General features: G+C 45.1%; 25 protein-coding genes. 10 read left to right on the top strand and 15 right to left on the bottom strand.

Annotated elements, in window-relative coordinates:
• Positions 1–115 precede the first annotated feature (115 nt).
• The 9 genes from GVO60_RS06895 (at position 116) to GVO60_RS06935 (ending at position 7297) form a co-directional block, all read left to right on the top strand.
• Positions 116–1507: an MATE family efflux transporter gene (locus GVO60_RS06895; RefSeq protein WP_159652211.1), complete on the top strand. Its 1392-nt coding sequence runs from the start codon at positions 116–118 to the stop codon at positions 1505–1507.
• Between the two features lie 76 nt (positions 1508–1583).
• Entirely contained in the window at positions 1584–1814 is a 231-nt protein-coding gene (locus GVO60_RS06900) for a hypothetical protein (RefSeq protein ID WP_159652213.1), read from the top strand.
• A gap of 32 nt (positions 1815–1846) precedes the next feature.
• The gene (locus tag GVO60_RS06905; RefSeq protein ID WP_159652215.1) at positions 1847–2392 is read left to right on the top strand and encodes a GNAT family N-acetyltransferase; all 546 of its coding nucleotides are present in this window, start codon (positions 1847–1849) and stop codon (positions 2390–2392) included.
• A gap of 140 nt (positions 2393–2532) precedes the next feature.
• Positions 2533–4137 (top strand): ABC-F family ATPase, encoded by a 1605-nt coding sequence (locus tag GVO60_RS06910; protein WP_159652460.1) that lies wholly within the window; start codon positions 2533–2535, stop codon positions 4135–4137.
• Between the two features lie 53 nt (positions 4138–4190).
• Positions 4191–4601 carry a VF530 family protein gene (locus GVO60_RS06915; RefSeq protein WP_159652462.1) on the top strand — a complete coding sequence of 137 codons (411 nt, stop codon included), beginning with the start codon at positions 4191–4193 and terminating at the stop codon, positions 4599–4601.
• A 251-nt stretch (positions 4602–4852) separates the two neighbouring features.
• Positions 4853–6079 (top strand): sodium/glutamate symporter, encoded by a 1227-nt coding sequence (gltS, locus tag GVO60_RS06920; protein ID WP_159652217.1) that lies wholly within the window; start codon positions 4853–4855, stop codon positions 6077–6079.
• 82 nt (positions 6080–6161) lie between these two features.
• Positions 6162–6494, top strand: coding sequence for a PBPRA1643 family SWIM/SEC-C metal-binding motif protein (locus GVO60_RS06925; protein ID WP_159652219.1), 333 nt, complete (start codon positions 6162–6164; stop codon positions 6492–6494).
• Between the two features lie 110 nt (positions 6495–6604).
• Positions 6605–6853 carry a Rho-binding antiterminator gene (locus tag GVO60_RS06930; protein ID WP_159652221.1) on the top strand — a complete coding sequence of 83 codons (249 nt, stop codon included), beginning with the start codon at positions 6605–6607 and terminating at the stop codon, positions 6851–6853.
• A 111-nt stretch (positions 6854–6964) separates the two neighbouring features.
• Entirely contained in the window at positions 6965–7297 is a 333-nt protein-coding gene (locus GVO60_RS06935) for a zinc ribbon domain-containing protein YjdM (protein WP_159652223.1), read from the top strand.
• Between the two features lie 77 nt (positions 7298–7374).
• Here GVO60_RS06935 and GVO60_RS06940 read toward each other — a convergent pair whose 3' ends face one another.
• From GVO60_RS06940 to GVO60_RS06980, 9 genes are all read right to left on the bottom strand, one after another.
• Entirely contained in the window at positions 7375–8388 is a 1014-nt protein-coding gene (locus GVO60_RS06940) for an AraC family transcriptional regulator (protein ID WP_159652225.1), read from the bottom strand.
• 292 nt (positions 8389–8680) lie between these two features.
• A complete protein-coding gene (locus tag GVO60_RS06945; protein WP_159652227.1) occupies positions 8681–9439 on the bottom strand; it encodes a maleate cis-trans isomerase family protein in 759 nt (252 codons plus the stop codon).
• Positions 9439–10479, bottom strand: a complete 1041-nt coding sequence (locus tag GVO60_RS06950; protein WP_159652229.1) for a carbon-nitrogen hydrolase family protein — start codon at positions 10477–10479, stop codon at positions 9439–9441. The genes GVO60_RS06945 and GVO60_RS06950 overlap by 1 nt, the downstream gene beginning before the upstream one ends.
• 12 nt (positions 10480–10491) lie before the next feature.
• On the bottom strand, positions 10492–11403 hold the full coding sequence (locus tag GVO60_RS06955; protein WP_159652231.1) for a fumarylacetoacetate hydrolase family protein: 912 nt from the start codon (positions 11401–11403) through the stop codon (positions 10492–10494).
• 33 nt (positions 11404–11436) lie between these two features.
• Positions 11437–12558 (bottom strand): cupin domain-containing protein, encoded by a 1122-nt coding sequence (locus GVO60_RS06960; protein ID WP_159652233.1) that lies wholly within the window; start codon positions 12556–12558, stop codon positions 11437–11439.
• A 16-nt stretch (positions 12559–12574) separates the two neighbouring features.
• On the bottom strand, positions 12575–14878 hold the full coding sequence (locus tag GVO60_RS06965) for a bifunctional salicylyl-CoA 5-hydroxylase/oxidoreductase (RefSeq protein ID WP_159652235.1): 2304 nt from the start codon (positions 14876–14878) through the stop codon (positions 12575–12577).
• Positions 14875–15324: an acyl-CoA thioesterase gene (locus tag GVO60_RS06970; RefSeq protein ID WP_159652237.1), complete on the bottom strand. Its 450-nt coding sequence runs from the start codon at positions 15322–15324 to the stop codon at positions 14875–14877. Before GVO60_RS06970 ends, GVO60_RS06965 begins: the two co-directional genes overlap by 4 nt.
• A 22-nt stretch (positions 15325–15346) precedes the next feature.
• A complete protein-coding gene (locus GVO60_RS06975; protein ID WP_159652239.1) occupies positions 15347–16828 on the bottom strand; it encodes an indolepyruvate oxidoreductase subunit beta family protein in 1482 nt (493 codons plus the stop codon).
• 13 nt (positions 16829–16841) lie between these two features.
• Positions 16842–18998, bottom strand: a complete 2157-nt coding sequence (locus tag GVO60_RS06980) for a thiamine pyrophosphate-dependent enzyme (protein WP_225874903.1) — start codon at positions 18996–18998, stop codon at positions 16842–16844.
• Between the two features lie 447 nt (positions 18999–19445).
• Between GVO60_RS06980 and GVO60_RS06985 the strand changes: the two genes are divergently transcribed.
• Positions 19446–20456, top strand: a complete 1011-nt coding sequence (locus GVO60_RS06985) for an AraC family transcriptional regulator (RefSeq protein ID WP_159652241.1) — start codon at positions 19446–19448, stop codon at positions 20454–20456.
• A gap of 60 nt (positions 20457–20516) precedes the next feature.
• Here GVO60_RS06985 and GVO60_RS06990 read toward each other — a convergent pair whose 3' ends face one another.
• From GVO60_RS06990 to GVO60_RS07015, 6 genes are all read right to left on the bottom strand, one after another.
• Entirely contained in the window at positions 20517–22127 is a 1611-nt protein-coding gene (locus GVO60_RS06990; RefSeq protein WP_159652243.1) for a phytoene desaturase family protein, read from the bottom strand.
• A gap of 58 nt (positions 22128–22185) precedes the next feature.
• Complete coding sequence (locus GVO60_RS06995; RefSeq protein ID WP_159652245.1) at positions 22186–22968, bottom strand: cyclase family protein; 783 nt, start codon at positions 22966–22968, stop codon at positions 22186–22188.
• 19 nt (positions 22969–22987) lie between these two features.
• The gene (locus GVO60_RS07000; RefSeq protein ID WP_159652247.1) at positions 22988–23566 is read right to left on the bottom strand and encodes a flavin reductase family protein; all 579 of its coding nucleotides are present in this window, start codon (positions 23564–23566) and stop codon (positions 22988–22990) included.
• A 36-nt stretch (positions 23567–23602) separates the two neighbouring features.
• The gene (locus GVO60_RS07005) at positions 23603–24835 is read right to left on the bottom strand and encodes a styrene monooxygenase/indole monooxygenase family protein (RefSeq protein WP_159652249.1); all 1233 of its coding nucleotides are present in this window, start codon (positions 24833–24835) and stop codon (positions 23603–23605) included.
• A 36-nt stretch (positions 24836–24871) separates the two neighbouring features.
• The gene (locus GVO60_RS07010) at positions 24872–25651 is read right to left on the bottom strand and encodes an SDR family oxidoreductase (protein WP_159652251.1); all 780 of its coding nucleotides are present in this window, start codon (positions 25649–25651) and stop codon (positions 24872–24874) included.
• Positions 25652–25884: 233 nt separating this feature from the next.
• Positions 25885–26841: an alpha/beta fold hydrolase gene (locus tag GVO60_RS07015; protein ID WP_159652253.1), complete on the bottom strand. Its 957-nt coding sequence runs from the start codon at positions 26839–26841 to the stop codon at positions 25885–25887.
• Positions 26842–26865 lie beyond the last annotated feature (24 nt).

Here is a 26865-nt window from a genome sequence, read left to right on the forward strand (position 1 = left end):
AAATATCTTTTCAACAATGACAGTCACTTGAACGTATTTTACGCACATAAGTGACTTATGAGTGGGTGATGCATATTTCATAATTCTTTTATTACCCAACTCAATGCCAATTCCCATGAAAGCTAGTGCTCAAAGCCCTGAAAGTCACTCTGTTCGCCTATTTGATCAAGCGCTTTTTAAAAGCATATTGACGATCGCAATTCCAGTTACGCTGCAAACAATTTTGTTTTCTAGTAAAGGGTTAGTTGACTTGATCATGATTGGTCAACTGAGTGAACACGATATTGCAGCGGTGGGTGTCGCAGGAAGAGCCCTATTTGTTGCGACGATTCTCTTGTCTGGTGTGACAACCGGGGGCGCTATGTTAGCGGCTCAGTACTTTGGAGCCAAAGATAATTTTGGTGTGACTCGAAGTGTCGCGTTGACATGGATTATGTCGAGTCTTGCCGCTTTAATTCCGGTGTTGGGATTCTGGCTGTTTGGCGCCAATATTGTCGGTTTGTCGAGTCAACTGGATGTCGTCCAGTCTCTTGGTCATGACTACCTTCAGATTGCTGGTTTGAGTCTATTTTGTGTGGCCTTTTCGGGTAGCGTTGCCGCAGGCTTGCGCTCAATGCATCAAGCCTCAGTCAGTACCTGGTTGAGTGGTATTGGGATTGCTCTAAATATTTTCTTTAACTGGGTATTCATATTTGGCCGTTTGGGCGCTCCGGAATTGGGCTTAAAAGGTGCGGCGCTTGCAACTGTACTTAGCAGCGTTATCGAAGTCACTCTTACATTGTTGTACTTACAGATACGCAAGCACTCATTGCGATTCAACCGCAGTGTTATTCGAGAAGTAATGCGACTAAAACACGCGGCCCAGTTTGTTCGTTTAGCCATTCCAACGACGACCAACTTTCTATTATGGGCTGGCGGGCTATTTACCTATACCGCCATTATGGGTAAGAGCAGTGACCTAGGGCTTGTGGTTCTCGCGGTAATGACGCCTATTGAAGCATTTTCACTGAGCTTTTTAGTCGGGATTGCGAATGCTTCTTCCGTTATCGTTGGAAATCATTTAGGAGCCAATAACCCGAATCTCGCCTATAAGCATGCGATGGCTTTTACTCTTTTGGCGTTCATTGTCACGGTTATCGTTGCTATCACTATGTATCTATCTAAGGCATGGGTTCTTGGAATGTTTACCGCCTTATCTGAAGAGGCAAGGGCGCTTGCAGACACCTTCTATACCATTGTTTGTTTTGGCATTGTTCTACGTTCGTTACCCACAACCATGGTGGTAGGAGTACTTAGAGCCGGAGGCGATGTGAAGTTTTGCCTCTACCAAGATTTGTTTACGCAATGGGGCTTCGGTATTCCTTTGGCAGCCATTGGCGGGTTGATATTAGGGCTCGCACCAGAGTGGGTATTTGCGATGTTTTTCCTTGAGACGTTGTTTAAATGGTTTGCTTGTATCCACCGTTTTAGAAGTCGTAAGTGGATTAACTCTTTGGTGAGTGATTAAGGTCAACGATTTCCATAGTGAGCGATTTTCATCTTGTAAATACAGTTATTGTTTATTTTAAAAATTTGAGGTTATCATGAACTTAATTAGTTTGTATGAAGCATACGGCGTGACAATTGCCGTGGTGGTTTTCCTTGCGGTCTATGTTTTTATCCATATGAAATATATCCGTCACCACGAAGCACATAAGCGTTTTTTAGCTGCTCTTTGGGAGTTGATGAAGAACACCATTCATGGTGAACATATCCGCACAATGGGCTACAAGCACGAAAAAGAGCAAGCAAACATGAAACGCAATCAAGAATAGAAAGCGTTAGGATGAGAAAGTAAGGATGGCATTTGTTTAAACTAGAAACAGCGCATTTAATATTGCGCGATATGCAGATTGATGATGAAGAGGCATTTGTTGCCATTTCTCAAGACGCAAAGTATCAGCGGTTTTATGACGAATCAGATTGTGACCCAGACAAATATCGCCATCTTACTCATCTGTTCATTGAACAGTCTTTGGAGCAACCGCGTCAATCCTACCAACTCGCTATTGAACACAAACAAAGTGGTCAGTTTATTGGTACTGTCTGTTTGCGTTTGGAATCAGATCGTCAGGCGTCAATAGGGTGTGGTCTCTCCCGAGGTTTTCAAGGTAGTGGTTTAATGGTCGAGGCGGCACAAGCGCTTATGCAATATGGCTTTGAACACCTTAACGTTCATAGGATGTATGCGGAAACCATCGCGAATAACCGCGCAGCAATCAAATTATGCCAATCTTTGGGAATGCAGAAAGAAGCGCATTTTCGTTCACATCGTTTCTTTAAGCAGCAATGGTGGGATACCGTTGTCCTTGCCGTATTAAAACAAGACTGGAATCTTCCAAAATCGAGTTGATATTATTTACGTGATCTATATCACCTAATGCTCGAATCCGCTAGAATAGCTCCCTCATTCAACCTGTCCTTTTTTAACAGTAACTCGAAAGTGAACTAAGAGCTTGTTATTAAAAGATATTTACTTTCGAGGGCATCGCTATCATAAGTACAGCTAATATCACCATGCAGTTTGGCGCTGAGCCACTATTTGAAAATATTTCAGCGAAATTCGGCAACGGTAACCGTTACGGCCTTATCGGCGCTAATGGCTGTGGTAAATCTACCTTCATGAAGATCCTGAGTGGAGCATTGGCTCCAAGCTCAGGCAATGTCTCAATGACTCCTGGCCTTAAGCTCGGGGTGTTAAGCCAAGATCAATTTGCATTTGAACAATACACAGTTATCGATACCGTGATTATGGGTGATCGTAAACTCTGGGAAGTGAAGCAAGAGCGTGATCGTATTTACTCATTACCTGAAATGAGTGAAGAAGATGGCATGAAAGTCGCTGAGCTTGAAAGTGAGTTTGCCGAAATGGATGGATATACCGCTGAAGCTCGCGCCGGTGATATTTTGATCCAAGCTGGCATCGAAGAAGCATTGCATTTTGGTCTAATGCAGCAAGTGGCACCTGGTTGGAAGCTACGTGTGTTGCTGGCACAGGCGCTATTTGCTAATCCCGATATCTTATTGCTTGATGAACCAACCAACAACTTGGACATTCACACGATCAACTGGCTAGCTGAAGAGTTGAATCAGCGTAAATGCACCATGATCATTATTTCTCACGATCGCCACTTCTTAAATTCTGTGTGTACACACATGGCGGATATCGATTATGGAGAGTTGCGTATTTACCCAGGTAACTACGAGTACTTTTTGGAAGCTTCTGGTTTACGTCGTGAGCAATTGCTTGCGTCAAACGCGAAAAAAACGGCTGAAATCAATGAACTTCAAGAGTTTGTAAACCGATTTGGTGCGAATGCATCTAAGGCGAAACAGGCGAGTTCTCGTGCGAAGAAGATGGATAAAATCAAGCTCGATGAAGTGAAATCAAGCAGCCGAATCAGTCCATCGATTGACTTTGGCGAAGGTAAAAAACTTCACCGCCTAGCATTAGAGCTACAAGATCTTGGTCATGGCTTCGATGGCGAATTACTGTTTAAAAATGGCAATTTACTGTTGGAAGCGGGTAGTCGTTTAGCGGTTATTGGCGAAAACGGTGTCGGTAAGACAACACTCTTACGCTGCTTAGTTAAAGAACTAGAGCAAACCCAAGGCGTTGTGAAGTGGTCAGAAAATGCCTCGATTGGCTACTGCCCTCAAGACAGTAGTGCAGATTTTGATAATGATTTGTCTATTTTTGATTGGATCTCTCAGTGGCGAACGGCAAAGCATGATGACCTTATGGTACGTGGTATCTTAGGTCGCCTTTTGTTTACCGCTGATGACGCAAACAAAAAAGCACGAAACTGCTCAGGTGGTGAAAAGAACCGCTTACTATTTGGCAAATTGATGATGCAAGACATCAATGTGTTGGTGATGGACGAACCAACTAACCACATGGATATGGAAGCGATTGAAGCGCTTAACAGTGCGTTAAAGAATTATCAAGGTACATTGATCTTCGTGAGCCATGATAGAGAATTTGTCTCTTCGCTAGCGACCTCTATCATTGATGTAAAAGACAACGAGCTGATCAACTTCCAAGGTACTTTTGAAGAGTACCTCGACCACCAGAAAAAAGTGCTTAACGCGGCTTAGTTGGCCGCGTTAGAATCACGAAAGAAAACGAAGACTTCAGGACTGAAGATATGATGTCAGATCAAGAAAGAATTGAATTGCAGCAGAACAACCCATTGCATGGTTTAAAAATGGAAGACATGTTGAAACAACTTGTCGATCATTATGGCTGGGAGATTCTGGATGCAGCTATGCGTATGAACTGCTTCAATACGAAGCCGACCATCGCGAGTAGTGTGAAATACCTAAAGAAAACCGAGTGGGCAAGAGAGAAAGTCGAGAACTTCTATTTATATCGTTTTAAGCGTATGCCAAAAGCGTCAGAAGAAGAATATAACTTACCGCCACGCGCTCGTACTTTTCCACACGGTCTGAAACCACGTGAGCCGATGGAGCTAACCGTAGAGTCTATTCTTGCCTCTCAAGCGAAAGCGGCCTCTGCCTATAAAGCGAGATCTTCTAAAGGACGCTATAACCGTCGCTGATTGTCTCAAATGACTAGATTGAATATTAAGCCAAGCTCGAAAGAGTTTGGCTTTTTTGTTGCTTTATTGTAGGTATTCAATCCGTATTTCTCAGTATGTAAGAAATAAGTTGGTGTTAATTGTCATTAATTCTTAATTGGTAAGAATCTAAGCTTTTTGGATGCTAGTCAAAGAGGGCTTCAAAAGGCAACCTGATCCATCAACATATCTTCTGCACCGTTATTACAGGCAGAAAGTAGTAAGAGGATGTTATGAATCAGGTTATCTCCGTTGGTCCACAAGAATCTTTTTTAGTGGCAATTTGTGTGCTGTTTCTTGGTCAATTTATCAATGCGAAACTTCCAATACTGAAGCGATTCAATATTCCTGAACCGATCGTTGGCGGTTTAGTTGTCGCGTTTTCTATTACCGTTATGCACTTTAAAGGCATTGATCTTGTGTTCGACTTACCGTTGCAAAACACGTTTATGCTGATGTTCTTTGCTACGGTGGGGTTAGCGGCCAACTATACGCAACTCATCAAAGGTGGGGCTAAGGTATTTATATTTCTTGCGGTTGCTTCAGTTTATATCTTGATCCAAAACGGTGTGGGTGTGTCGCTCGCAAGTATGCTTGGACTGGATCCACTAATGGGCTTGATTGCAGGCTCGATTACGTTATCTGGAGGTCATGGGACTGGAGCAGCTTGGTCACAAACTTTTCAAGAACAATATGGATTAAACAATGTGCTTGAGATCGCGATGGCATCTGCCACGTTTGGTTTGGTTGCTGGTGGCATAATCGGTAGCCCAGTGGCGCAGCGTTTGATAGAAAAGCTAGGCTTGGAGTCCTCTTACGGACGCAGTAATCAAAGCCATCAAGAGTTCCCAAAATTAGTGACCTATAACGAACACGAAGAAGACCGCGTCACGGCGAAAAAAGTCGTCGAAGGTCTGTCTCTGATTTTACTTTGTGTCACTGGCGCGAGTTATTTGGGCGAGTGGGTGAGCACCTTTGGTATTAAATGGCTAATGATTCCTGACTTTGTTTACGCACTCTTTATTGGGGTTGTAATTACCAACCTGTTAGAGGTAACGAAAGTGCGTAAGCTAGATATCGAAACGGTGGATATTCTTGGTACGGTTTCACTATCACTATTCCTAGCAATGGCATTAATGAGTCTTAAGTTGTGGAACATCTTCGATTTAGCCATCCCGTTCTTAGTTATTCTGCTGGTTCAGTCGATTATATTGGCGATGTTCAGCTATTACGTGACATTTAGAGTTATGGGGAGCAACTATGATGCGGCAGTGATTGCGAGCGGGCATTGCGGCTTTGGTTTAGGAGCAACGCCCACGGCTGTTATGAATATGGGTTCGATTGTGAATCGTTATGGACCGTCACCTCAGTCATTTATGGTCGTGCCTATCGTTGGCGCTTTCTTCATCGACATTGTCAATTTGGTCATATTGCAAGGTTGTATAGCGTTCCTTAAATAAACCAAAGCAGAGCTTTATCAAACCTAAGATATGCGTATAATCGCCGCTCTGTTACGTCACTCTAATTGTTGATGAGTCATCCATGTCTAAATTGTTTTTTAAAGGTCGAATTGAAACTCGACAAAACCACGTTCTATCTGGTTACAACGTAAATCGTGACGTAAAAGCAGGAACGGAAGAAGCGCCGATTTCTGTTGTTGTGAACACCGAAGCGCGTAAAGCAGAGATTGAAGCATTAGCAAAAGAGCATTCAATCGTTGTTGATATCGTGATGGATGTGGAAAAAGAAGAGAACACGCTCGAATTAGAGACACTACTTAATAAGCCAAAAACGATGACGTTCGAAAAAACGCCAAATCGTAACGACCCATGCTCATGTGGTAGTGGCAAAAAATATAAGAAGTGTTGTGCTTGATGAAAACCGCCTCCGGGCGGTTTTTTGTTTCTTATCGTTAAACAGGTTGTAATTCTACGAAGTTGACAGTAACAATGTGGCTTGTGAATTCGTGACGCGAGGGAAACATCATGATCAGCTGTAGTAATTACGATTATATTGAAATCGTCTGTTTATACCGATACCCGGTGAGGTTGCAACTTCAATCTGGAGAAGTTTTTGAGGGTACTGCGTTGGACACGGCTCGCAATCAAGAACGTCAAGAGTGTATTAAAATTCAGGTAAACGAAAGTGAGCAACTGGTGCAGCTTGATACCATCGCCAATTTAGAAGTCACTGTGGAAAACCCGCACATTAAAGGCAAAGTATCGATATCTTAGCCTTGACTTGAATTTCTTCATCACTTTGCTTAACAATACCCTAATTATTATCGAACTCGTAAAGTGTTGCGGGTATATATCGTTCAAATCCACAATAAAAAGTAGTTAGTTATGTCGCACCCACCATGCCCAAATTGTCAATCTGAATATGTTTACCCAGACCAAAATCACTTAGTGTGCCCAGAATGCGCGTACGAGTGGAATCCGGTTGAAGAGTTAGAAAACCGCTTCACTGTAAAGGATGCGAATGGCACCTTGCTGGAAGAAGGCGACAAAGTGACGTTAGCAAAAGATCTTAAAGTGAAAGGCAGTTCTTTGGTGTTAAAAATTGGTACCAAAGCGGTTGTTAGACGCATTGTAGAAGGCAAAGATCATCAACTAGATTGTAAAGTCGATGGCGCCGGAGAGATGATGGTGACGGCTATGTTTGTAAAGAAAGCTTAGCTAAAAGTACATTGCACTTCGTATTTAGCCTGTTTCTGCTCGTCACAATGGTTTGGATTTATTATCCATTGTGGCGGTTATCGCCTGCGAAAACTTTGACTAGGCGACTCACCAAAACGACGTTTGTATTCTGCACTGAATCGTCCCATATGGGAGAATCCCCAACGCATTGCTACAGACGTGACGCTTTTCGCTTCGCTTGTAAGTAACTCTGTCCGTATTCTGTCTAGACGCAGATTTCGAAGGTATTGCATCGGAGTAACACCGACAAAATCGCGAAAACCGGTATAGAGACTCCTAACACTCACTCCACAAAGACTTGCAAGAAACTCAACGGTAATGGATTCATGCGCATGCGCTTCTAGGTAATCTTGTGCTCGCTTGATGTGACGGGGGCGAATAGATGTACGTTGCTTATTCGACCTGTTCATATAAGAGTGTTGATGGCTGCTGAATAAGGTTGTTGCGACTAACTGGTTTATTTGACTGATAATAAGACGATTTTTCGTTAGCGAAGGGTTTGATTGTGAGTAGTAATCAACCAAATAAGACAGTACACAAACCCACTCTGGGCTCTGTTGCCAATGAAAGCCAACGTCAAACATCAAGGGCTCATCAATATCATGCCCTAATATGCCAATAGCGGTTCGTTCCATAAGAGATCGTGAGATTCGGATCATGAATTGATCGTTATCGTAGTCCCATGTCATATCCGTTGGGACATGAGGGTTTAACACCGACGCAAGTTGTATATTGGACTCTGTTTGGTCGTTCCCATTGACAACATGCGCACGTCCACTAAGGGGAATTTGAACACAGTAATAGTCTTGGATACTAGGGATGTGAATGGAGACACTAGATCCATACCGTAGGCGATACAATGAAATATCATCAAAGGGCAGATAGTGCATGTTGGCATCGAGACGGTGGAAGTCATTGGTGATATGAAGTTCGTGCGGTGTCATTACGCGACCCACACTGGATTGAGCTTCTAAAAGGTTGTTGGATGTAAAAAGCAGACGCTTGGAAAGAGTGAGCTTATTTTTGAAATCGGAAAGATTGAATTTGGAAAAATCATTACCAGAGCTCATTTCAACCTCCACAAGGGTATTGCAAAACCAGATATACAACTACATGCCCCAATGGTTTTGGGGACTGATTCAACAGTGAGTCTCCCACCAAACTTCTTGCAGACGCGATGACTTTTATAAACAAAACGATCCAAGGTGAATTAACATACTTTTAATATTTCGCTTTATTTGATGATTGTGCTATCCAAAAAGTGCAGTCGTTATCCACTTTCTGCCAATTGGGGTGACTTTTGCTACTTATATGGTGGATAAGCGGGAGAGGGGGCTCCCGCTTATCAAGGTGCTAAAAAGGTTAATATTTACCTGACAACAGAGCACCAAAACCGGGAACATGGGTACTTAGCCCAAGTGCTTTCATCATTTTGTAAGATGTGGCTACTGATGAGGATAATACGGGTATTCCAATTCGGTCTTCGATGATTTGAATGGACGGGAGAGAGGGCATTTGTACACACGCGGATGCGACAACAGCATCGACTCCCGAGATATTTAGTTTTTTGGTGATCTCGACAGGTGCTAACGGGTCTTGCGAACCAACCTCAAGGTTATCTGAGATTTCAAGAGAGATGCTATCAACCACTTCAATGCCTTCGTTTTCTATGTAATCGATGACCAGTTTGGTTAATGGCTTCATATATGGGGCGAGCAATGAAATCTTTTTCGCGCCAAGTGCATGAAGCCCTTCAACCAAAGCACCAGCACTCGTTATGATGGGAGTCGGTGCGCCATTATCTAAAGCGACGTTTTTAAGCCTTTCTTCTGATGTCCGGTGATAACCGTTTCCCATACTCATGATTGCTACAAGGCATGCGTACCCCATAACATCTACTCGTGCATCGGACAGCTCTAAAGCACAACGAAGGCTGTCACTGTCCATTTTTTCAAGTTCCTCTTTGCTGACTTTTTTCATTCTCATTCGAGATGAATGAAAGGTGAATTTCTCAGGGTGGAAATTTTCTCTTGCTCTAAAAACCGCGGGCACTTCTGTTTCCATGGTTATATTGGAAGAAGGAACTATTTGGCCAATGCGGTAACGTTTCTCGACGGTCATTATTCGTTCTCCTGATTGAGTTCCCACTTATCAAATGAAGTCGCATTCTCTGAGCTAGAAGGGAACTCTGCTCCTTTGTTGAATGTCGCACACGCTTGTGGTTGTTGGTTAACGCGAAGGTCAAATATGTCAAATCGATTATAATGACCGGTAATATCGTGCATTTGGCGAGGCTGAATACACTTGTTGATGTCTATCTCTGTGTAGACAATGCCTTCTTCATCGATAAGAGGTTCACCAATCACTCGTCCATCTGGCCCGATGAAACCGCTGAAAGCGCTGTTTTTTCGAGACAATAAACTCTCAGACTCTGGATGACTTTCTTTAAAGGCATCAATCATTTCTTGTGAAATAGTTGAACAGGAGACGATAGTAAAGACCTTGCCTTCAAATGAATGGGCTGAAGACCTAAGTTTGATCGCTTCAGCCATGTCATAGTCTTTTGGCGCCACAGGCAGCGATATGTAGTTAGCAACGTGAATCATTTCTCCTTGTGCAAGAAGAGAGAAACGCGCCAAAGTATTGGTGTTTTCCCCGCAAGCCAATGCTCCAATTGGGCCTACAGATGTTTTGTGCACCTTCAGTTGAGAGCCATCCCCAGGAGCCCAAGTCAGCTTCTCTGCCCATGTAGGAACAAGCTTTCTGTGTTTTCCTATTATCGTACCGCTGTCATCGATTGTGACCGTTGTATTGTATAGGGTGCCAATGCTGACTGTACTGCGTTCATTGACGCCAATAATGACAATTACTTCAAAGCGAGCTGCGGCTTTGGCGATTTTGTCAATCTCTGGCCCGGGGAGTTCTATCGCGCTTTTACAAAGTTTTTCAAACCAAGGACTGCCTTCTGGAGGTGTCATGATCCAGTTCCAATAGGGGTAACCTGGAATAAACACTTCAGGAAAAACGATCAACTTCGCTCCTTCACCTGCTGCTTCTTCTATGATGCTGCAGACTTTGTCGACAGTGGCGTCTGGGTCGAGAAAGACAGGGGCTGTTTGCACAGCCGCTGCTTTAAATGTGTTAAAAGATAATGCTGGCATGTTGCCCCCTTATCAGACAGATACCACGGGATGGCGAAGTGAGCCGATGTTTTCCACCTGCGCTTCGACGACATCTCCGGGCCAGAGCCATTCTTGAGGCTCTCTGCCTGCACCGACACCTTCTGGTGTGCCAGAAGCGATAATATCTCCGGGTTCAAGCGTGATCCCTTGGCTGATATCGTGGATAAGATCTGCAACGTTGAACAACATGTGTTGAGTATTTGAGCTCTGCTTCGTGACGCCATTGACAGTAAGGCTCAGATTTAGGTTTTGTGGGTCAGTAATCTCGTCGGCAGTGACGATACAAGGCCCGAATGGCGCGTATGTGTCTTGGCCTTTTGAGTAAATCCACTGACCAGCACGGCGGCAATCCCTTGCGCTCATGTCTATCATCAAGCTATACCCGAAGACGTAGTCTAAAGAGCTCTCTTTGGAGACACGCTTAGCTCGTGTGCCGACAATAACCGCCAGTTCGACTTCCCAATCGAGTTGTTTGGTTATCTGAGCATTGTGTTCTATGGCATCTCCTGGGCCGATTACCGTTGTCGGTGGTTTTGAGAAAATAACTGGCTTCTCTGGTAACGCTTTATCGGTATCTAAGGTTCTGCTTGATTCTGCAACATGCTCGACGTAGTTCAGGCCGATGCCGAAGATGTTTTTTCTCGGCTGTGGGATTGGCGCAAGCAATTTAACATTGCTTAAAGGTAAACAGGTGTCTGTAGGCCAACACTTTGCTTGCTCAGTCAGCAGTTGGCTGGCAACTTTGATGGCATTCGGCCCCATGTCGATAAAAGAAAGCATATTGTCTGGCAAGTCTACATTGCAGTGTTGCCCCAGTTTTTCGAGATCGATGACATTGTTTTCGACAATAGCACCTAACCGTGCTTCAGATAGAATAGTTGGTCTGTATGTTACTAGACGCATTATGGTCTCCTTGTTAAATACGGGTAGTTGAACTTATTGGGGCTGATTGCCGTTGTTGTCTACAAGTGCTTCTTCTCGGTAAAGCCCTAGAGCTTCGATCGCTGGAAGGTCACTGAAACAGAACAAGCAAGCGTCTTCGGTATCTGAAGCGTTTACGTGTTCGTGGAATGCCCAAGAAGGGACACAGAAAATATCTCTTTCTTTCCAGTCAAAGCGTTGGCCATTGATAATTGAATAGCCTTTACCTTTCGCGACATGATAGATATAGCTACCGGTATGACGGTGTGCTTTTCCTTTAAAACCAGGGCGGAGCAACTGCATACTTGCGCCCATGGTTTTCATTACATGACCGCCAGTCACTGGGTTGGTGTAGTGCATGAGAATATCGTCGTAAGGATTTCCCTCAGAGACAGTGGCCATTTTCTGCAATGCTTCGTACGTTGCATCCCATTGATACTTGAACAATGGTGAGTATGGCTTCTGCCACTCTACATTCTGCGGACGTAAGGCTCGTCCACCCCATAGACCAAGGCAGTTATCGACAGGTTGAGTAATGGCCTGATTCAGATCGGGATGCACTTCATAAAACCCCGCTTCAAATGCGTTAACTAGCGGAATATCTAGGCCATCTTGCCAAATGCAGGGTGTACCGCCTTCTTCAACGCCGTGCTCGTGCCATGTTCCATTTGGGGTAATAACAAAATCGTTCGCGCCCAGTAGCATCTTCTGACCGTTTACAATGGTGTATGCACCGCTGCCTTCCATGATGAAGCGAAGGGCCGAAGAGGAGTGCGCATGAGCACTTGCCGCTTCCCCGGGAAACATAACCTGCAACCCGGAATACAACCAACCGACGGCTGCTGCGACATCTCGTCGCCCTGGGTTATTGAGGTATACCACTCGTCTGCCCGCTTGTTCTGGGGTGACTAAGTCGACAGATTTCAGGACTTTTTCACGTAACTGTTCATAGGGCCATAAAACCGGAACGGATTCGGATCTTGGCTCCCAAGGTTCTATTTTGTTTGCTACCGTCCAGAGTGCTCCTGTTTCAAGTGATTCCAGTTCTTTGTAGTAGGAAACAAGTTCTGGGGTATCAGCAACGTTTGCTCTACCAATAACATCCTCTTTGTAGTCGTCATAGCTTTCAGTCGTCATGATGGTTCTCCTTGTATTATTGGTGGGTTAGCTTTGGAGGCAAAGCCGCTTGATAAGGGGTTGGTACTGGTGTCGTCCATCCCATTCGGATACTTTCTTCAATCAACCAAGCAGGGTTGAGCATCAAAGGGCGTGCGATAGCACAGAGATCGGCGCGACCCGAAGCGATGATGCTGTTGACTTGATCCGCATCGGTAATATTGCCAACGGCCATGGTAGGAACATTGCCTTCGTTGCGAATGCGATCTGACATTGGTGTTTGGTACATACGCCCAAATACAGGCTTCTCATCGGGAGAGACCTCACCGGTTGAAACCACCACCATATCTGCACTGGCTTGATAGAAAAGCCGGGATATTTCGATGCCTTCATCGACAGTCGTGCCGCCTTCTACCCAGTCAGTCGCGGATATACGGACTGCGATGGGTTTGTCGGCTGGCCATTCATTTCGTATCGCATTGAATACTTCCAGAGGGAAGCGCATTCGGTTCTGGAGGGAGCCACCATACTTATCTTGTCTTTTGTTGGTTAGAGGGGATATGAAGCTTGATAGCAAGTAACCTTGGGCTGCTTGTAATTCCAACCAGTCAAATCCTGCTTCATTGGCTTTACGTGTGGCGGCAACAAAGTCTTTGATGACAGTATCCATCTCAGCTTCTGTCATTTCGTGAGGAGTCTCACTCTGACCTTCAACGTAAGGAATGGCTGATGCAGACAAGATAGGCCAGTTATGACTCTCTTTAGGACGATTAGGTTGTTCCCAGCCCAGTTGGATTGAACCACGTCGACCGGCATGCCCTAGTTGGATACCCACTGCCGATGAGGTTTGGTTATGGATGAAATCAGTAATTTCTGCCCATTTCTCCTGCTGTTGTTCATTCCAAATTCCAACACAACCATCTGTGACTCTCGCATTTTCACTGACGGCGACCATTTCTGTCATGACAAGCCCAACACTGCCAAGAGCCTTGGCACCTAAGTGGACTTTGTGCATGTCATTGGGAACGCCTTCATTTGCAGAATATAGAAGGGTCGGAGAGGCAACAACGCGGTTAGCAAGCGTCACTCCTCGGAAAGAAATCGGCGTATAGAGTGGTACAGTTTGTTTAACGTCTTGCTGCTTTTCCTGAGTATTAGCAAACCACTTTTCATACTTGGAAATCCAATCTGGGTCTCTTAGTTTCAGGTTTTCGTGTGTGATACGTTGGGAACGAGTCAGCAAGGAGTACGCAAATTGTTCTGGTTCCATGTGTGCATAACGGGAGACATTCTCAAACCACTCTGTCGAGTTTCTCGCTGAATTCTGAATTTTGAGGACTTCAACGCTACGAACTTTTTTGTAGTCTTCTAAGCCTAGCTCTAGCTGGTTGCCGTGTTTTCTCAGGCTATTTACTAGGTCAATGGCGTCTTCGAAAGCGAGCTTAGTTCCGGAGCCAATTGAGTAATGCGCAGTATGTGCGGCGTCTCCCATCAGTACGACCGGAATGCGTTTATCCGTTTTTTCATTGTCGGTAATCCAGTGAACCCAGTCGCCACAGATAACGCGGGGAAATTGAATCCAAATGGCTGAACCTCTAAGGTGACTGGCGTTAGAAATGAGCTTGTGTCCATCTAACCAAGGAGCGAAGATCTTCTCACAGTAAGCGATCCCTTCTTCTTGGCTCATTGATTCGATACCTGCCTTTTCCCATGTGTCGTTGGTTGTCTCGACAATAAATGTGGAAAGTCCTTCTTCGAATTGATAGGCATGAACTTGAAACCAGCCGTGTTCCGTTTCAGCAAACAGAAAACTAAAGGCATCAAAGATTTTCTCGGTGCCAAGCCATACAAAGCGACATTTACGTGTATCGATATCTGGCTTAAATTGCTCTGCGTATTTGGTTCTAATAGCGCTATTGATGCCGTCTGACGCGATAATCAGGTCGGCTTGATACTGACGAGCTATTTCTTGTTCGTCTTCAACATTGGTTTCAAAAACCAGCTCAACTCCTAGGTCTTCGCATCGCTGTTGAAGAATATTTAAAAGGCGTTTCCTACCAATCCCGATAAATCCGTGTCCGGTACTACGAATGACTTCATCTTTGATATGGATATCAATGTCATCCCAATGGCTGAACTCAGATTCAATGATCTTTGCTGATACAGGGTCTGCTTCACGAAGGTTTTGAAGAGTGGCGTCAGAAAAAACAACGCCCCATCCAAATGTGTCATAAGGGCGGTTTCGTTCAATTACGACAACACGGTTATCCGGGTTTTCCAGTTTCATCAATAAGCCAAAATAGAGACCGGCTGGACCGCCACCGATACATACGATATTCATGTTTCACTCCTTTGTACTTGTAATTGGGTAGGGTTACAGAAGTTGCGGATTGCCGTTTTTAACTCTGTAGGAATAGGTACGGCTTTGTGCGTCACTAATGATGTGGTTACTAAGGTCTGACGCGCTTCCATTCTTAGCTGGTCAGAAGCATCAACACATCTGTAGGTAAGACCAAGTGACTTATCACCGATTCGCTCAACTTCGAGTTGAAGGTAAACGTCATCACCCATTCTGCTGATTGCTTTGAAATCGGCCTGCAGGTTGACAACAGGTAGCCCAAAGCGGGACTGGCCAATGTAATGGGCGAAACCGCCGTCCAGGATGGAATCGACCCATGCTTCTAGTAAGTCATTGAACATCACAAAATATTGCGGATAGAACACAATGCCGGCAGGGTCGCAATCTGAGAACCGTATTCGATAGGGCAACGTAAATATGTTTTTCATTTGTCCTCCATTTATCCTGTATTTAGGCAAATTCGTAATGAGAAAGACGCTCAGAGAGCAAGCTTCCCTGGTCATCAGCTAATGCCGCTTCTCTTAATTCTTTGAGCAGATAGGGAGTGACTAGGTCTGGATATGAGTCAGCAACTCTCATTAGCGTCGAGTATTTTTGAAAACCTTGTTTGTGCGTTTCGCCGTAACCTTTCACGAGCTGTTGACATAAAGCGATCTCGTGCGCGATAGCGGGGTTTTGTTTGGATGTTGCTTCGATTTTTTGTAGCCAACGCGAAATTTCAGAGGTTTCTGAACGATGGCGCTGCGTTGATCTGCGGACGATTTTCCAGTTGGCCAACAAATACATAAGGAAAAAACCGGATAGTGACGTCGTTCGAACAATCTTTCCGTTTTTGGTGAGTTTTTGAATGAAGCTTGAAATCAGGCGAGAGCCTTTTATCCAGTTTCCAAGTCGATATGGAAGCAGTTCGCAGATCTCATCCAACCCCGGATGCAGAAATTCGTGGATATGAAGCAGTTGATGCTGCTGCACACCGACTTCTTTTTGTACTCGCTGAAATCTTGTGTTCCTTACCTTTAGGTCGGCAACGCGTATGACATCTTCGTAACTCATCCACAACGCGAGATGGCGAGCGACAACTTCTAACAATTCAGGCTCATCTGAAAACGACAAACTGCGTAGATGTTGGATGTACTCTTCTGCGTAAGATCTATCTTGGTAATCCATCAGGCGATAGATAGCTTGATTAATGGTTGGTTGGCATTGTGCCGGGAAACCCTGACTTAACGGGTGTGACTCTTCTGAATCTGAGCTAGTCGCCGCTGCGTCCGTTGCATCGCTGTCTTTTATATCTTGATGCATTAGAGCGGTAATCCGGCAGGATTCTTGAAATGCGTTTAGGCTTTCTTTAACCCCGACACCGCCTTGTTTGATGGTATCTTCGAATTGAGCTCGACTGAAAGGCAATACGCCTGTCTCTGATAGCGCACCAAACAGCACTGAACTAATAACACTTTGATTATTTGAAGCGACTTGGGCCATATCAAAATGTACTAGGTGTTTAGCGGCTTTCTCTGCATGATTGATAATGGACTGGCTGTTGATTCGTCCATCAGCAATCGAAGACTTTTCTTTGATGGAATAGACTCGGTGTGTAGAGGTTATTAAAATGGTTTGCTCTTTGCTTACTAACCCACGTTGAATCGCTCGCCCGGCCTCCATCAACTCTGATGTAAGCACAATGTCCACATCTCCAGGCAAAGGCATTAACGCCAAGATAGGTGACTTCTGTTTTCGTTCTGCGACGCTTTTGGGGAACAGCTCAACATAGTAAATCGTGGCGCCGGTTCTTTGCGCAACGCCCGGTACGGACGTAGTTTGTGCGTAATAGTTGTTGCGCTCGCCTAGGTTGACGATCCAGTCAGCCAAAACACCACCGCCTTCTCCTCCCATTGCTAAAATGGCTATTTTTATAGGGTTGTTTGGATTCATTATTATTGTCCCTTTACTTCGCTATCCGAGATAATTTGCGTTGATATTGGCTTTGTAGCCATCCAATGATTTTTGTTTGAACGCCATGAGCGAAAACTTCCAGCCTCGAAGGGTTTGTGATGATTCGAGCACGGTAAAACGATGGGCATAGGATGGCAGCATGCGAGATTTCTCCGCACAAGCCGCATCCAACACAACTGTTTAATACCGCTGTGACGGGCTCTTTTTTGAGAGGATCTGGATTTGGTGCAATGGATAGAGAAGGGCAGCCAGACAGTCGAATACAAGAACGATCGCCTGTACAGGTGTCCGGGTCTACGCCAAAACGTTCTCGGACGCTTCTCAAACCTTGGGCTATATCTTTGCGAATTTGACGCTTTTCACGTCTTTGTTTGTTGAGCATACATTCGCCCTGCGCGATCAAGACTTTTGGCCCTGATTTTTTGGTCGTTAAGGCTTCACGCAATGTTCCAACCATTTTTTTGAGGTCATAGGTTTTTTCGACAGATTTAACCCACTGAACGCCGACACCTTTGACCGCTTCTTCTATATCGTGACCTGTACTCCTTGTTTCGTTTGTTGCAACGGACGAGAGGACGTCTTGGCCACCCGTTGCTGCTGTGTATCGATTATCGACCACGATTGTTACATGGTCATTTTTGTTGAATACGGAATTGGCGATGCCACTGGTTAGGCCGTTATGCCAAAATCCGCCATCGCCCATGACAGCAATAGCTCGTTTTGACGACTCAGCGTGAAAAGCGGAAACGCCAGCACCTCCTAGACCGTATCCCATGGTGGTATTGCCAAGATTGAAAGGGGGTAAAATAGAAAACAGGTGGCAACCAATATCAGCACTGATATGGCTCGGCCCGATTTCTTTTTCTAGTAACTTTATCGCTGTAAATATGGGACGTTCAGGACAGCCCGTACAAAAACCGGGGGGGCGAGCATGGACTAGTTGATCAAGCGGCTCGGGGGAGGAGTCAGGCTCAAACGTTTCTACTTCAGGTACGACTTCCATTACAGGAATTGAGAGGTCTTGCTCTATCGATGTCTCTTTTTTGATGAGGCCATACTTTTCAAAAAATGTTGAAATGCCATCAATCAGCGTTGCGGTGTTGTATTCTCCTGCCTGTGGCAGAAAATCTTTGCCGTGGAGCTGAGTTGTCACTTCGCATTGAGCGAAAATATTCGCGACATTTTGTTCAATGAAGTTAGGTTGCCCCTGCTCAATGATTAAAATGCTATCTTTGTCGCGGCAAAATTCCTCGAATTCCTCATCAACAAGTGGGTAGGTCACGTTCAGTACATAGAGTGGAACTTGAACATCACCAAAAATGTCAGAGAATCCGAGTTTCTCAAGCGCTCGGATAACGTTGTTGTAGCATCCGCCTTGGAGGACAATCCCGATATGCTCGTTGTCTTTACCAAAGAATTCGTTGAGCTGATTTTCTTTAATGAAGCGTGTGGCTGCTGGCCAACGCTGATTTATTTTTTCCTGCTCATGTAAAAAACTGGCAGGAGGTAAAACAATTCTGTCGATGTCTCGTTGTGGGTTTTCGAGCGCATCATTTAGAGAATAGACAGCGCGTTTGTTATCTGACGCAACAAATTGACCATGTAAGTGACATGAACGAATACCAATTTGGAGCATGACAGGAGTATTGCTGGCTTCAGATAGTTCGAAGCCACTTTTAACCGCGTTGACGATAGAGGTGAGGTTAGGTCTAGGGTCCAATAACCATATTTGGGATTTCATGGCAAAAGCATGGCTGCGTTCCTGCATGATGGAAGAGCCTTCACCATAATCTTCCCCTACGATGATCAGCGCCCCACCTTTTACTCCGCCAGAAGCGAGGTTAGCTAATGCGTCACTCGCGACATTTGTGCCAACCGTAGATTTAAAAGTGATCGCGCCTCTTAAAGGGTAATTGACCGAGGCGGAAAGTGTGGCAGCCGCTGTTGCTTCACTGGCGCTGTTTTCAAAACGAATACCATAGTCCGTGAGGATATCTTGTGCGTCTGCTAATACGTCCATCAAATGTGAAATTGGCGCGCCCTGATAACCGGCGACATAGTTAACGCCAGATTCCAACAGTGCCTTTGTAACCGCAAGAATCCCTTCACCAGTAAACACCTCTCCTTCTTGGAGATGTAACTTTTTCACTTCGTTTACAAACGATCGCTCAGCCATCATTACCTCTAGTGGTTTTCCCTAATTCGTCTAATTACTAAAAAGCACCAGCGCGCCAACATCAATGCATGATTAACCAGTTAAAACAGTTTCAAGCCAGGAGTGGATAGGCGATGCAGAGACAGGATAAGAAGACGGGAATCTGAGGCGGAATGCGCCTGAAACTTTAAGAAAACAAGCGCGAAAATAGTCATTGAGAAAATAGGAGAGGGGATAAAGTTATTAACAAATACGACGCAATCCGGATAGGAAGCGCACAAAATGGATAGAAGATAAGACAAATTTGACGGTAAATGTAAATAATGTGTTAATAATAAATAAGTGATAAAGTTGTCACTTAGACTGACGGGAAAAGAGTGAAATTGCTTTTCTAGGCAGTCACACAAAGGCAAGACAAGTAAAACTTGAAGGAGTTGCCGGATGTATTACTCAAATGGAACAGGAGCGCTAAATAGTCAAACCGTCGCACAGCTTGCAACCCCCGAACGATTACTTTTTTCTTCTCGGAGTATCGCGGAGGTAAAAGAGTCGGTGGGGAGGGTAATGAAGCCCCATTCACTAACGGTGGTTGATGAAAGGCATAAACTCGATGCAAAAATGCACTTCTTGCAACTCGGAGAGGTGTCATTGAGTCGATTGACGTATGGTACTAGCGTAGAAATTCAACCCGGCGCCTTAGAAGATTTCTTCTTGGTTCAAATGCCTTTGAGTGGCCATGCTGCCATAGACAATGGAATTGAGACTATTGATTCCTCCCAAGAACTTGCATCAGTATTGAGCCCAGATGATGAAATTAATATGGTTTGGAAGCCCGGTGTTCATCAATTCATGGTGAGAATTCCCCGTACATTAGTTGAACGAACACTGGTTGGTGTCATGGGGCATCAGATAGACGAACCTATCCAATTTGAATTGGGTTTCAATTGGAAAGAGAAAACTGAGTGGTCAAAGCTCATTCCTTATCTGGTTAATTATGGCATACACGCTGATTTAGTTTCTCAGCAAAACAACCTTATCCTTTCTCAATTAGATCAACTGGTTGCGACTTGCTTACTCAGTTGCCATAAACATAACTATTCCAACCGTTCGAGCATTAAGAAGACGACAGTTCGTCCTAGACATGTCCGTTTCGTACAGGACTATATCGAGGCGCATTTAAGCGAAAGCATCACATCTGAACAGCTTGCGGCAATAGCGGGTGTAAGTTGTCGGAGCTTGTACTCAGGATTCAAAAACTTTGTTGGAACCAGTCCAATGCAATATTTGCGTGATTTAAGGATGGGGAAAATTAGAGCGGAATTGTTGAGTGGACAAGCACAAAGTGTCACTGGTGTTGCGCTTAAATGGGGCTTTTCACATATGGGAAGGTTTAGTGCAGAGTACAAGGCTAGGTATGGTGAAAGCCCTAGCGATAGTCTTCGTAAAGCGTAATGCGAGCAAAAAAAGCCCGACGAGGTCGGGCAAAAGTGCGTATGAAATTGTTAAGAGTATTTACAATAAATCTTTGGCAACTAGGTAGCCAGAAGTGCCGCCTAAACCTGGTCCGGGATGGGTACTTGCTCCTATATGATAAACATTGGAAATTGGAGTGTTGTGGGCTTTGGCACCGTTTGCAGGCGCAAAAGGACGCAACCAGAAAAACTGATCTGGGCTGCAAATCCCAGAGTAAGGGTCGCCACCTACAAGGTTACTGTTGAGTGTTTCCAAATCTGCAGGACAGTAAGCTTTTCTTCCTACGATGATATCTGAAAGCCCCGGCATCACGAGTTCCAAGCGTTTTTGCACGCGGTCAGCCATTAACTCTCTTACTTCCGGTGTCCATTTCCCGTCATCGGGTATATCTATCTCGTTCAATGCATCGCCTTTTAGCACTGAAGGCAGTTCTTGCATTTGAACCCATAGAATCCAACCTCCATCAGGCGCTCGACTCGGATCTACGGCTGTAGGTTGCCCGATACCAAGCGTGGGTTTTGATGGGAGTAAACCGTTGTTTGCCTCCGTAACGGACAGGCAGACTTGTTCCATGCTTTCTGTTAAGTGAACTAAAGGTACGTTGATTAATTCAGGCGTAGACCATGAAGGAGGGGCACTAAGGGCAAAATGTATCTGCATGCCTCCTCGTCCAAATTGATATGCGTCCGCACGAGACTGTACTTCAGGGGAGACATGGGGCAATGGTGAGAGCAACTTTCTATACAACTGCTTTGGCGTAACATTGCACACAACCGCTTCAGTCGCTTGGTAGACTTTGCCATGTGAAACAACGCCGATCGCTTTTGTTTGTTTCCCTAAGCCAGAGGTAATGATCTCTTCGACGAACGCGTCATTGATAACAGTGCCGCCATGATCTTGAATGACTTTTATCAGCGCGTTAACAATGTTGCCGCTTCCCCCTTTAACAACGGGCATCCCGCCAGCAACGACTGCAGCAAACGTCAGCTTACCAATTAGAGCAGAACTGGCTTCATCTGGACCTAGCCCCGTGTGTAGTACCCAAGGAGCGATCAATGCGCGCGATTTGTCATGGGACAATGTCCGAGATGACCATCGACGAAAGCTCTCAATCGCGTCCCCGGCAAAGGCAGTTAGCCCTCCGAATCCTCGCTTGCGCCACTCAGAAAAGAGGAGTTTAGCTGTTTGCCACGCGTAGGGGCTGTTACCAAGTAAACCGAAAGTGAGTTCGGCATCATGGTTAAACAGCTGATCTGCCATTTTCCCAACGGCTTCGCCATCACCGGGCCAAAGTGTTTCCATTCGGCGAACGGTGTCTTCAATGTCATTTTTTAGTGCAAGCCCTGAACCGTCAGGAAATACGACACCTGTTGAGTATTCATTTTGAACAAACTCTAGTCCGGCATCATCCAACTTACTTTTAAGTTCGGCATAGGCCGGGCTGCCTACAAATAGCGGATACCAACTCGACATTATATCGTGTTGATAGCCAGGGAATAAGGACTCCGTCCGTATGCACCCACCAGAGACACTGTCTCGCTCTAGAATTATCACTGACTTGCCATTGATTGCTAGTAACGCGGCACAAACCAAAGAGTTTATGCCGCTACCAACAATAATGACTTCAGCACTATCGCTTTTTTTCGTCATTACTGCTCCATCCAATACTACAGATAAGGGGGACGACCTAGGATTAACCTAATAACCGTTACTCAATGAGAGCAAGAACTCGCAGAGGACTGCCAGAGCCGTCGCTAATTTTTAAAGGAGCGGCAACGATCATTGCGCCGGTAGGCGGTAAAAGGTCGAGGTTTTTCAGACATTGAAGGCCGTACTTGTTTGCACCGTGCATCAACGTATGACAAGGGAGTGGGGTTGGCCATGAGAAAGATTGCCCAGCATCAGTATTGATTGTTTCAACACCGAACCCCATGACATCTCTTTCCTGAATGAGCCACTCAACGGCTTCTTGAGTTGGTCCTGGCGTATGCGTGCCATCTTCGCGCATGTTTAAAAATGCGTCCGGGTCGTTAATCCGTTTAGACCAATCTGTACGAAAGAGTACCCACGCCCCTCTCGGTATTTTGCCGTGTTGCTCTTCCCAAGATTCAAGAAAGTCTACGGTTAATAACCAGTCATGATCTTCTTCAACAAATTTACTCGCGTCCAAAACGACCGCCGGTGCGATAAAATTTTTCGTTGAAATGGTATCGACTGAGTTTTGAGGTTGATCTTTTCCACTAATCCAATGAATAGGGGCGTCAAAATGGGTACCGGTGTGCTCTCCACAACTGAAATTGTTCCAATACCAACCGGGGCCATTATTGTCGTAGCAGGAAATGTTTTCCTTTTTAAATCCCCAAACCTGAGCAAACTCTGGGGGTAACTGTAACGATGGGAATTGCTCATCTAACGTATGGGTAAGATCAACAATATTGATTGTGTTTCCGGTTATTCCTTCAGAAAGCATTGCAAGAACAGATGGTTTCATAGGGGCTCCTTAGTATTAATCAATCGGTACCAAGCAGAGAGGTAAAGCTCCCTGAATGGAAAACCAACGGTTCATCGTCGTTTGCATCAACTCGTAACACTTTGCCGAAAAACAGCATGTGGTCGCCAGCGTGATCTTGTTTTTCGTTGCTGCATATCAGTGTTGCAATCGCACCATCAATCACAGGTGCTCCCTCATCTGAAAGGGAATATGAAGTACCCGAAAACTTGTCTGCTACTTTTGAGCTAGCAAATTTCATCGCTAGGTCTTGTTGGCCTTCGGCGAGCACATTGATAGTAAAGTATTTGCATTCATTAAAGTTTTTAAGGTTTGGTGATTGCTCACCTAAACTCCAAAGCACGAGTGGCGGCTCTAGAGATAGGGACGCGAAAGAATTAATCGTTAGGCCAATAGGCGTCCCATCGGCTGTAGTGGCTGCAACGATCGCGACACCGGTAGGGTATTTGCCCAGAGCGTTGCGAAAAACTTTTGGGTGTAAAGATTCCTCTTCCCACTTTAATGCAGGGGAGATGTTGTCTTCTGGTTTAGCACTTTCCGCAACATGCTTTTCTTGTGATTCAATAACCGCTTTTTGCATTCTTTAAACTCTCTATTACGTTGTTGGTTGAGTAACTCAAGCATTTAGGTGCTTTTGAATGAGCTCGCTACATAACTGTGGATCTTTCCACCACGGGTATAGGCTAGGGGGATGGTTGAATCCGTTGCTAATCAATGAGGCAAGAGAAGGTGATTGTTGCGCGGCACTAAGCAATTCTAGAATGTGAGGAGGAGGCGGAGTTAGAAGGCTATTTGTCCAATCGACAACATCACCCGCGTAATCCCAAAACGTTTCAAAAGTTTCGTTCATCCATTCTGCGGTATAAGGTTGATCGCCTCGCGCTAGGATGGCATCGAGATAGATCTTACAAGCTTTTGTTGCGTTGTTTGAACCTTGGCCCGTAATTGGGTCGTTTGTTGCGACTGCATCCCCAAGTCCAAACACTAGACGGCCTGAAGGTAATGTCATGACAGGTTTGCGGATTGTTGGTGGAAAACGACCAGCAAGAATGCCATTTTTATCCGTCAGTTCGATGTTTTTGCATCGCTCGGCTTCCCAAGGAAGGTATTTTTCGAGGATTTTTTTACTGGTCTCAAGGTGCTCTTGAGGTGAGCCAATACCATTCCAACAGTCCATTTCACCACCAGGAATCCCTTCAAAGACCATAATGTGACAAGGGCCTGATGTGGTAAGAGCAGGGAAGGCAAAGTACTCACCTACGCCAGGAATCAGATTGAAGCCAACTTTGCTGTATTCATCATTGTCTTCCATTCCATTGACATACGTTAGAGCAAGAGCGCGTTGCGGAGTTGAAAATGCGGAGCGTTCTTCATCTCTTGCAAACAGTTTTACCACTTCACCTTTACCGGCTGCGAGGATAACTAAATCATGCGATGACGAGAGCAATTCAAGCTCGGGAACGCCCATATCATCAATGATTAAGTTGCCACCTTTAGAAGAAAACAGTTCCATCCACAAAGGGATCTTTACACGTTGGTCAACAGATTGAGCTGGATTGTCGAGACGAGCATCCCAAGTCACCGCTTTTTCACCTGGGTTGACGTCACTTGGAACCGTAAACCCAATACCATCAACGTTAGGGCAGTTTTTCTCCCAAAGATTTAAACCTAGGTCTCGTTCAATCTGCAATGCATCATCAAACATGCATTGGCTAGACAGTACTTTCCCATTTCGAATGTTTTCCGGTGTTCGGTTTGTCACAACAGTCACGTTATAACCATTGTCTAAAAGTCCGATAGCTAAAGGTAGGCCAGCCTGACCACCACCCACAATTGCGATGTTTCTCATTGTTTTTCTCCTTGATGACATTAGGTGTTTATTCCGTTATTCGGCTAAACGAGGTATGGCGGGTAAAGACTGCTCCGGCCCCATTGCGGAATAGCCTCCGTCAACGGCGTAATCAGCCCCTGTAACAAAACTGGCAGAATCCGATAGTAAGAAAGCGACAACGTTAGAGACCTCTTCTGGATCCCCAACGCGTTGTAGCAGGTGGTAATCGGCGGCTACGCTGTCTGTTTTTGCTCTGTTTCCACCAGTTAGTTCATCCATTACCCGAGACCACGTCCAACCAGGAGAGACAGAATTCACACGGATGCGATCTCCGGCATAATCCATGGACATACTTCGAGTGACTTGTAATAAAGCCGCTTTTGAAGCGGGGTACAGCCAACGGCCTGTTTGAGCCACTGAGGAAGAAATACTTGTGAAATTAACGATGGAGCCTCCACCGTGTTTGATCATGTATGGTCGGGCTGCATTCCCCATCATGACTGAGCTGACAAGGTTGACATCCAATGCTGTTAACCAATCCTCTCGGTTTGAGTTCATTCCTTCATCTAGGTAAGTCGCAGCAAGATTGACGAGGAAATCGATACGGCCGCAACTTTGAAAGACATTCTCAATACCTCGTTGAATTTCATCATCTTGAGTAATATCGACTTGATGATAACTGACTGAGGAACTTGGGCTGGGCTCGAATACTGGAGGTTGAATGTCGAACACGGCTACAGTGACGCCGTGTTCAACCAGAGTGTTGACCACTGCTTGGCCAATTATTGTTACGCCGCCAGTCACGATAGCGACTTTACCTTGTAAACCTTTCATCGGAATGCCTCCCCACTGCTCTTTTTGAGCTGAGTTCGTTAATGTTCCCCTTTATCTTTATGTTATCGATATGTAAAAACTATCCACATAAGGCACTGCCTATCCAGGCTTGGCACTGATGTGGTAAGTCATTGAAATAAAATGATTGTTTAATCTTCGTAAAGTGCAAAGACTATCCGAAGTGTGCTTCGATTCGGTAGAGAAGAAGTTCGTGGCTAGGGTTGGTAGGACGCTCAGCGAGTATTGGCTCTATAGATAAATGCATTAAACGCATCGGCCGTTTGTTTTGGTCGCTCAAGCATAGGTAAGTGACCTACGTCTTTCATCATGGAAATCGTTGCTTGAGGTGCCGTGTTTTTAAGTGCTTGAGCTCCTGAGGAATGCAACACGCGATCCTTCTCACCCCAAGTGACTAGTAGCGGGCCACTATAACCTTCAAGCACGTTGTCTAGCGGTGCTTCAAAGTTGGGGCAGCCTTTATCCAATCTATGTATATGTTGAAATATTTTGCTGTTTAAGTCGGCGTTAAGTTCGGCTTGTTGACCTAGGTAGTGGACTATTTTGCCAGGCAAGAAAGGGGGATGGACAAATAGAAACTGAAAGAGTTGTTTAAACTCCTCTTCATTTCGAGCTAAAACGATCGGTCTTTCACCTTTTTGTAGTGAGGCAAACATTTCACTCAATTCGCTACGGACAATACCCAATGGATTCAGTAGCCAAAGACTTTCGATTTGTTCTGGGAATTGAGCAGTATAGTTTCCGGCGATATAACCTCCCATCGAATTCCCTGCAATATGGAGGCGACGTAACCCGAGCGCTTGGGTAAATTCGTGTAACCGTTCGACTTGTTCTGCAACACCATATTGAGCGTTGATATCTTTAGAACTATTACCGAAACCAGGTAGATCAAGCGCAATGACATCATAGTGTCGTGTTAGATAAGGTGCGATACGATTCCAGTTCTCTTTGTCTGCACCAAAACCATGAAGCAGAAGTAGCGGCATACCTTTCCCACCTCGGCTGTACTCAACGCTCGTCTCTCCAATGCGGATATGTTTCACGATGAGCTTGGCTCGCTTTCGTTCAACTTTTAGGACGAAATGAAAGAGTTTAGCTGCTGGGGTTAAAATGTAAGTACTGATCACGAGCGCAAGTATTGCGGCAACGACATATGCTGCACTGACCATCATTACGCGTTCCTTTTGAGTGGTTTT

This window comes from Vibrio atypicus (genome assembly GCF_009811315.1).
Classification (GTDB): Bacteria; Pseudomonadota; Gammaproteobacteria; order Enterobacterales; family Vibrionaceae; genus Vibrio; species Vibrio atypicus.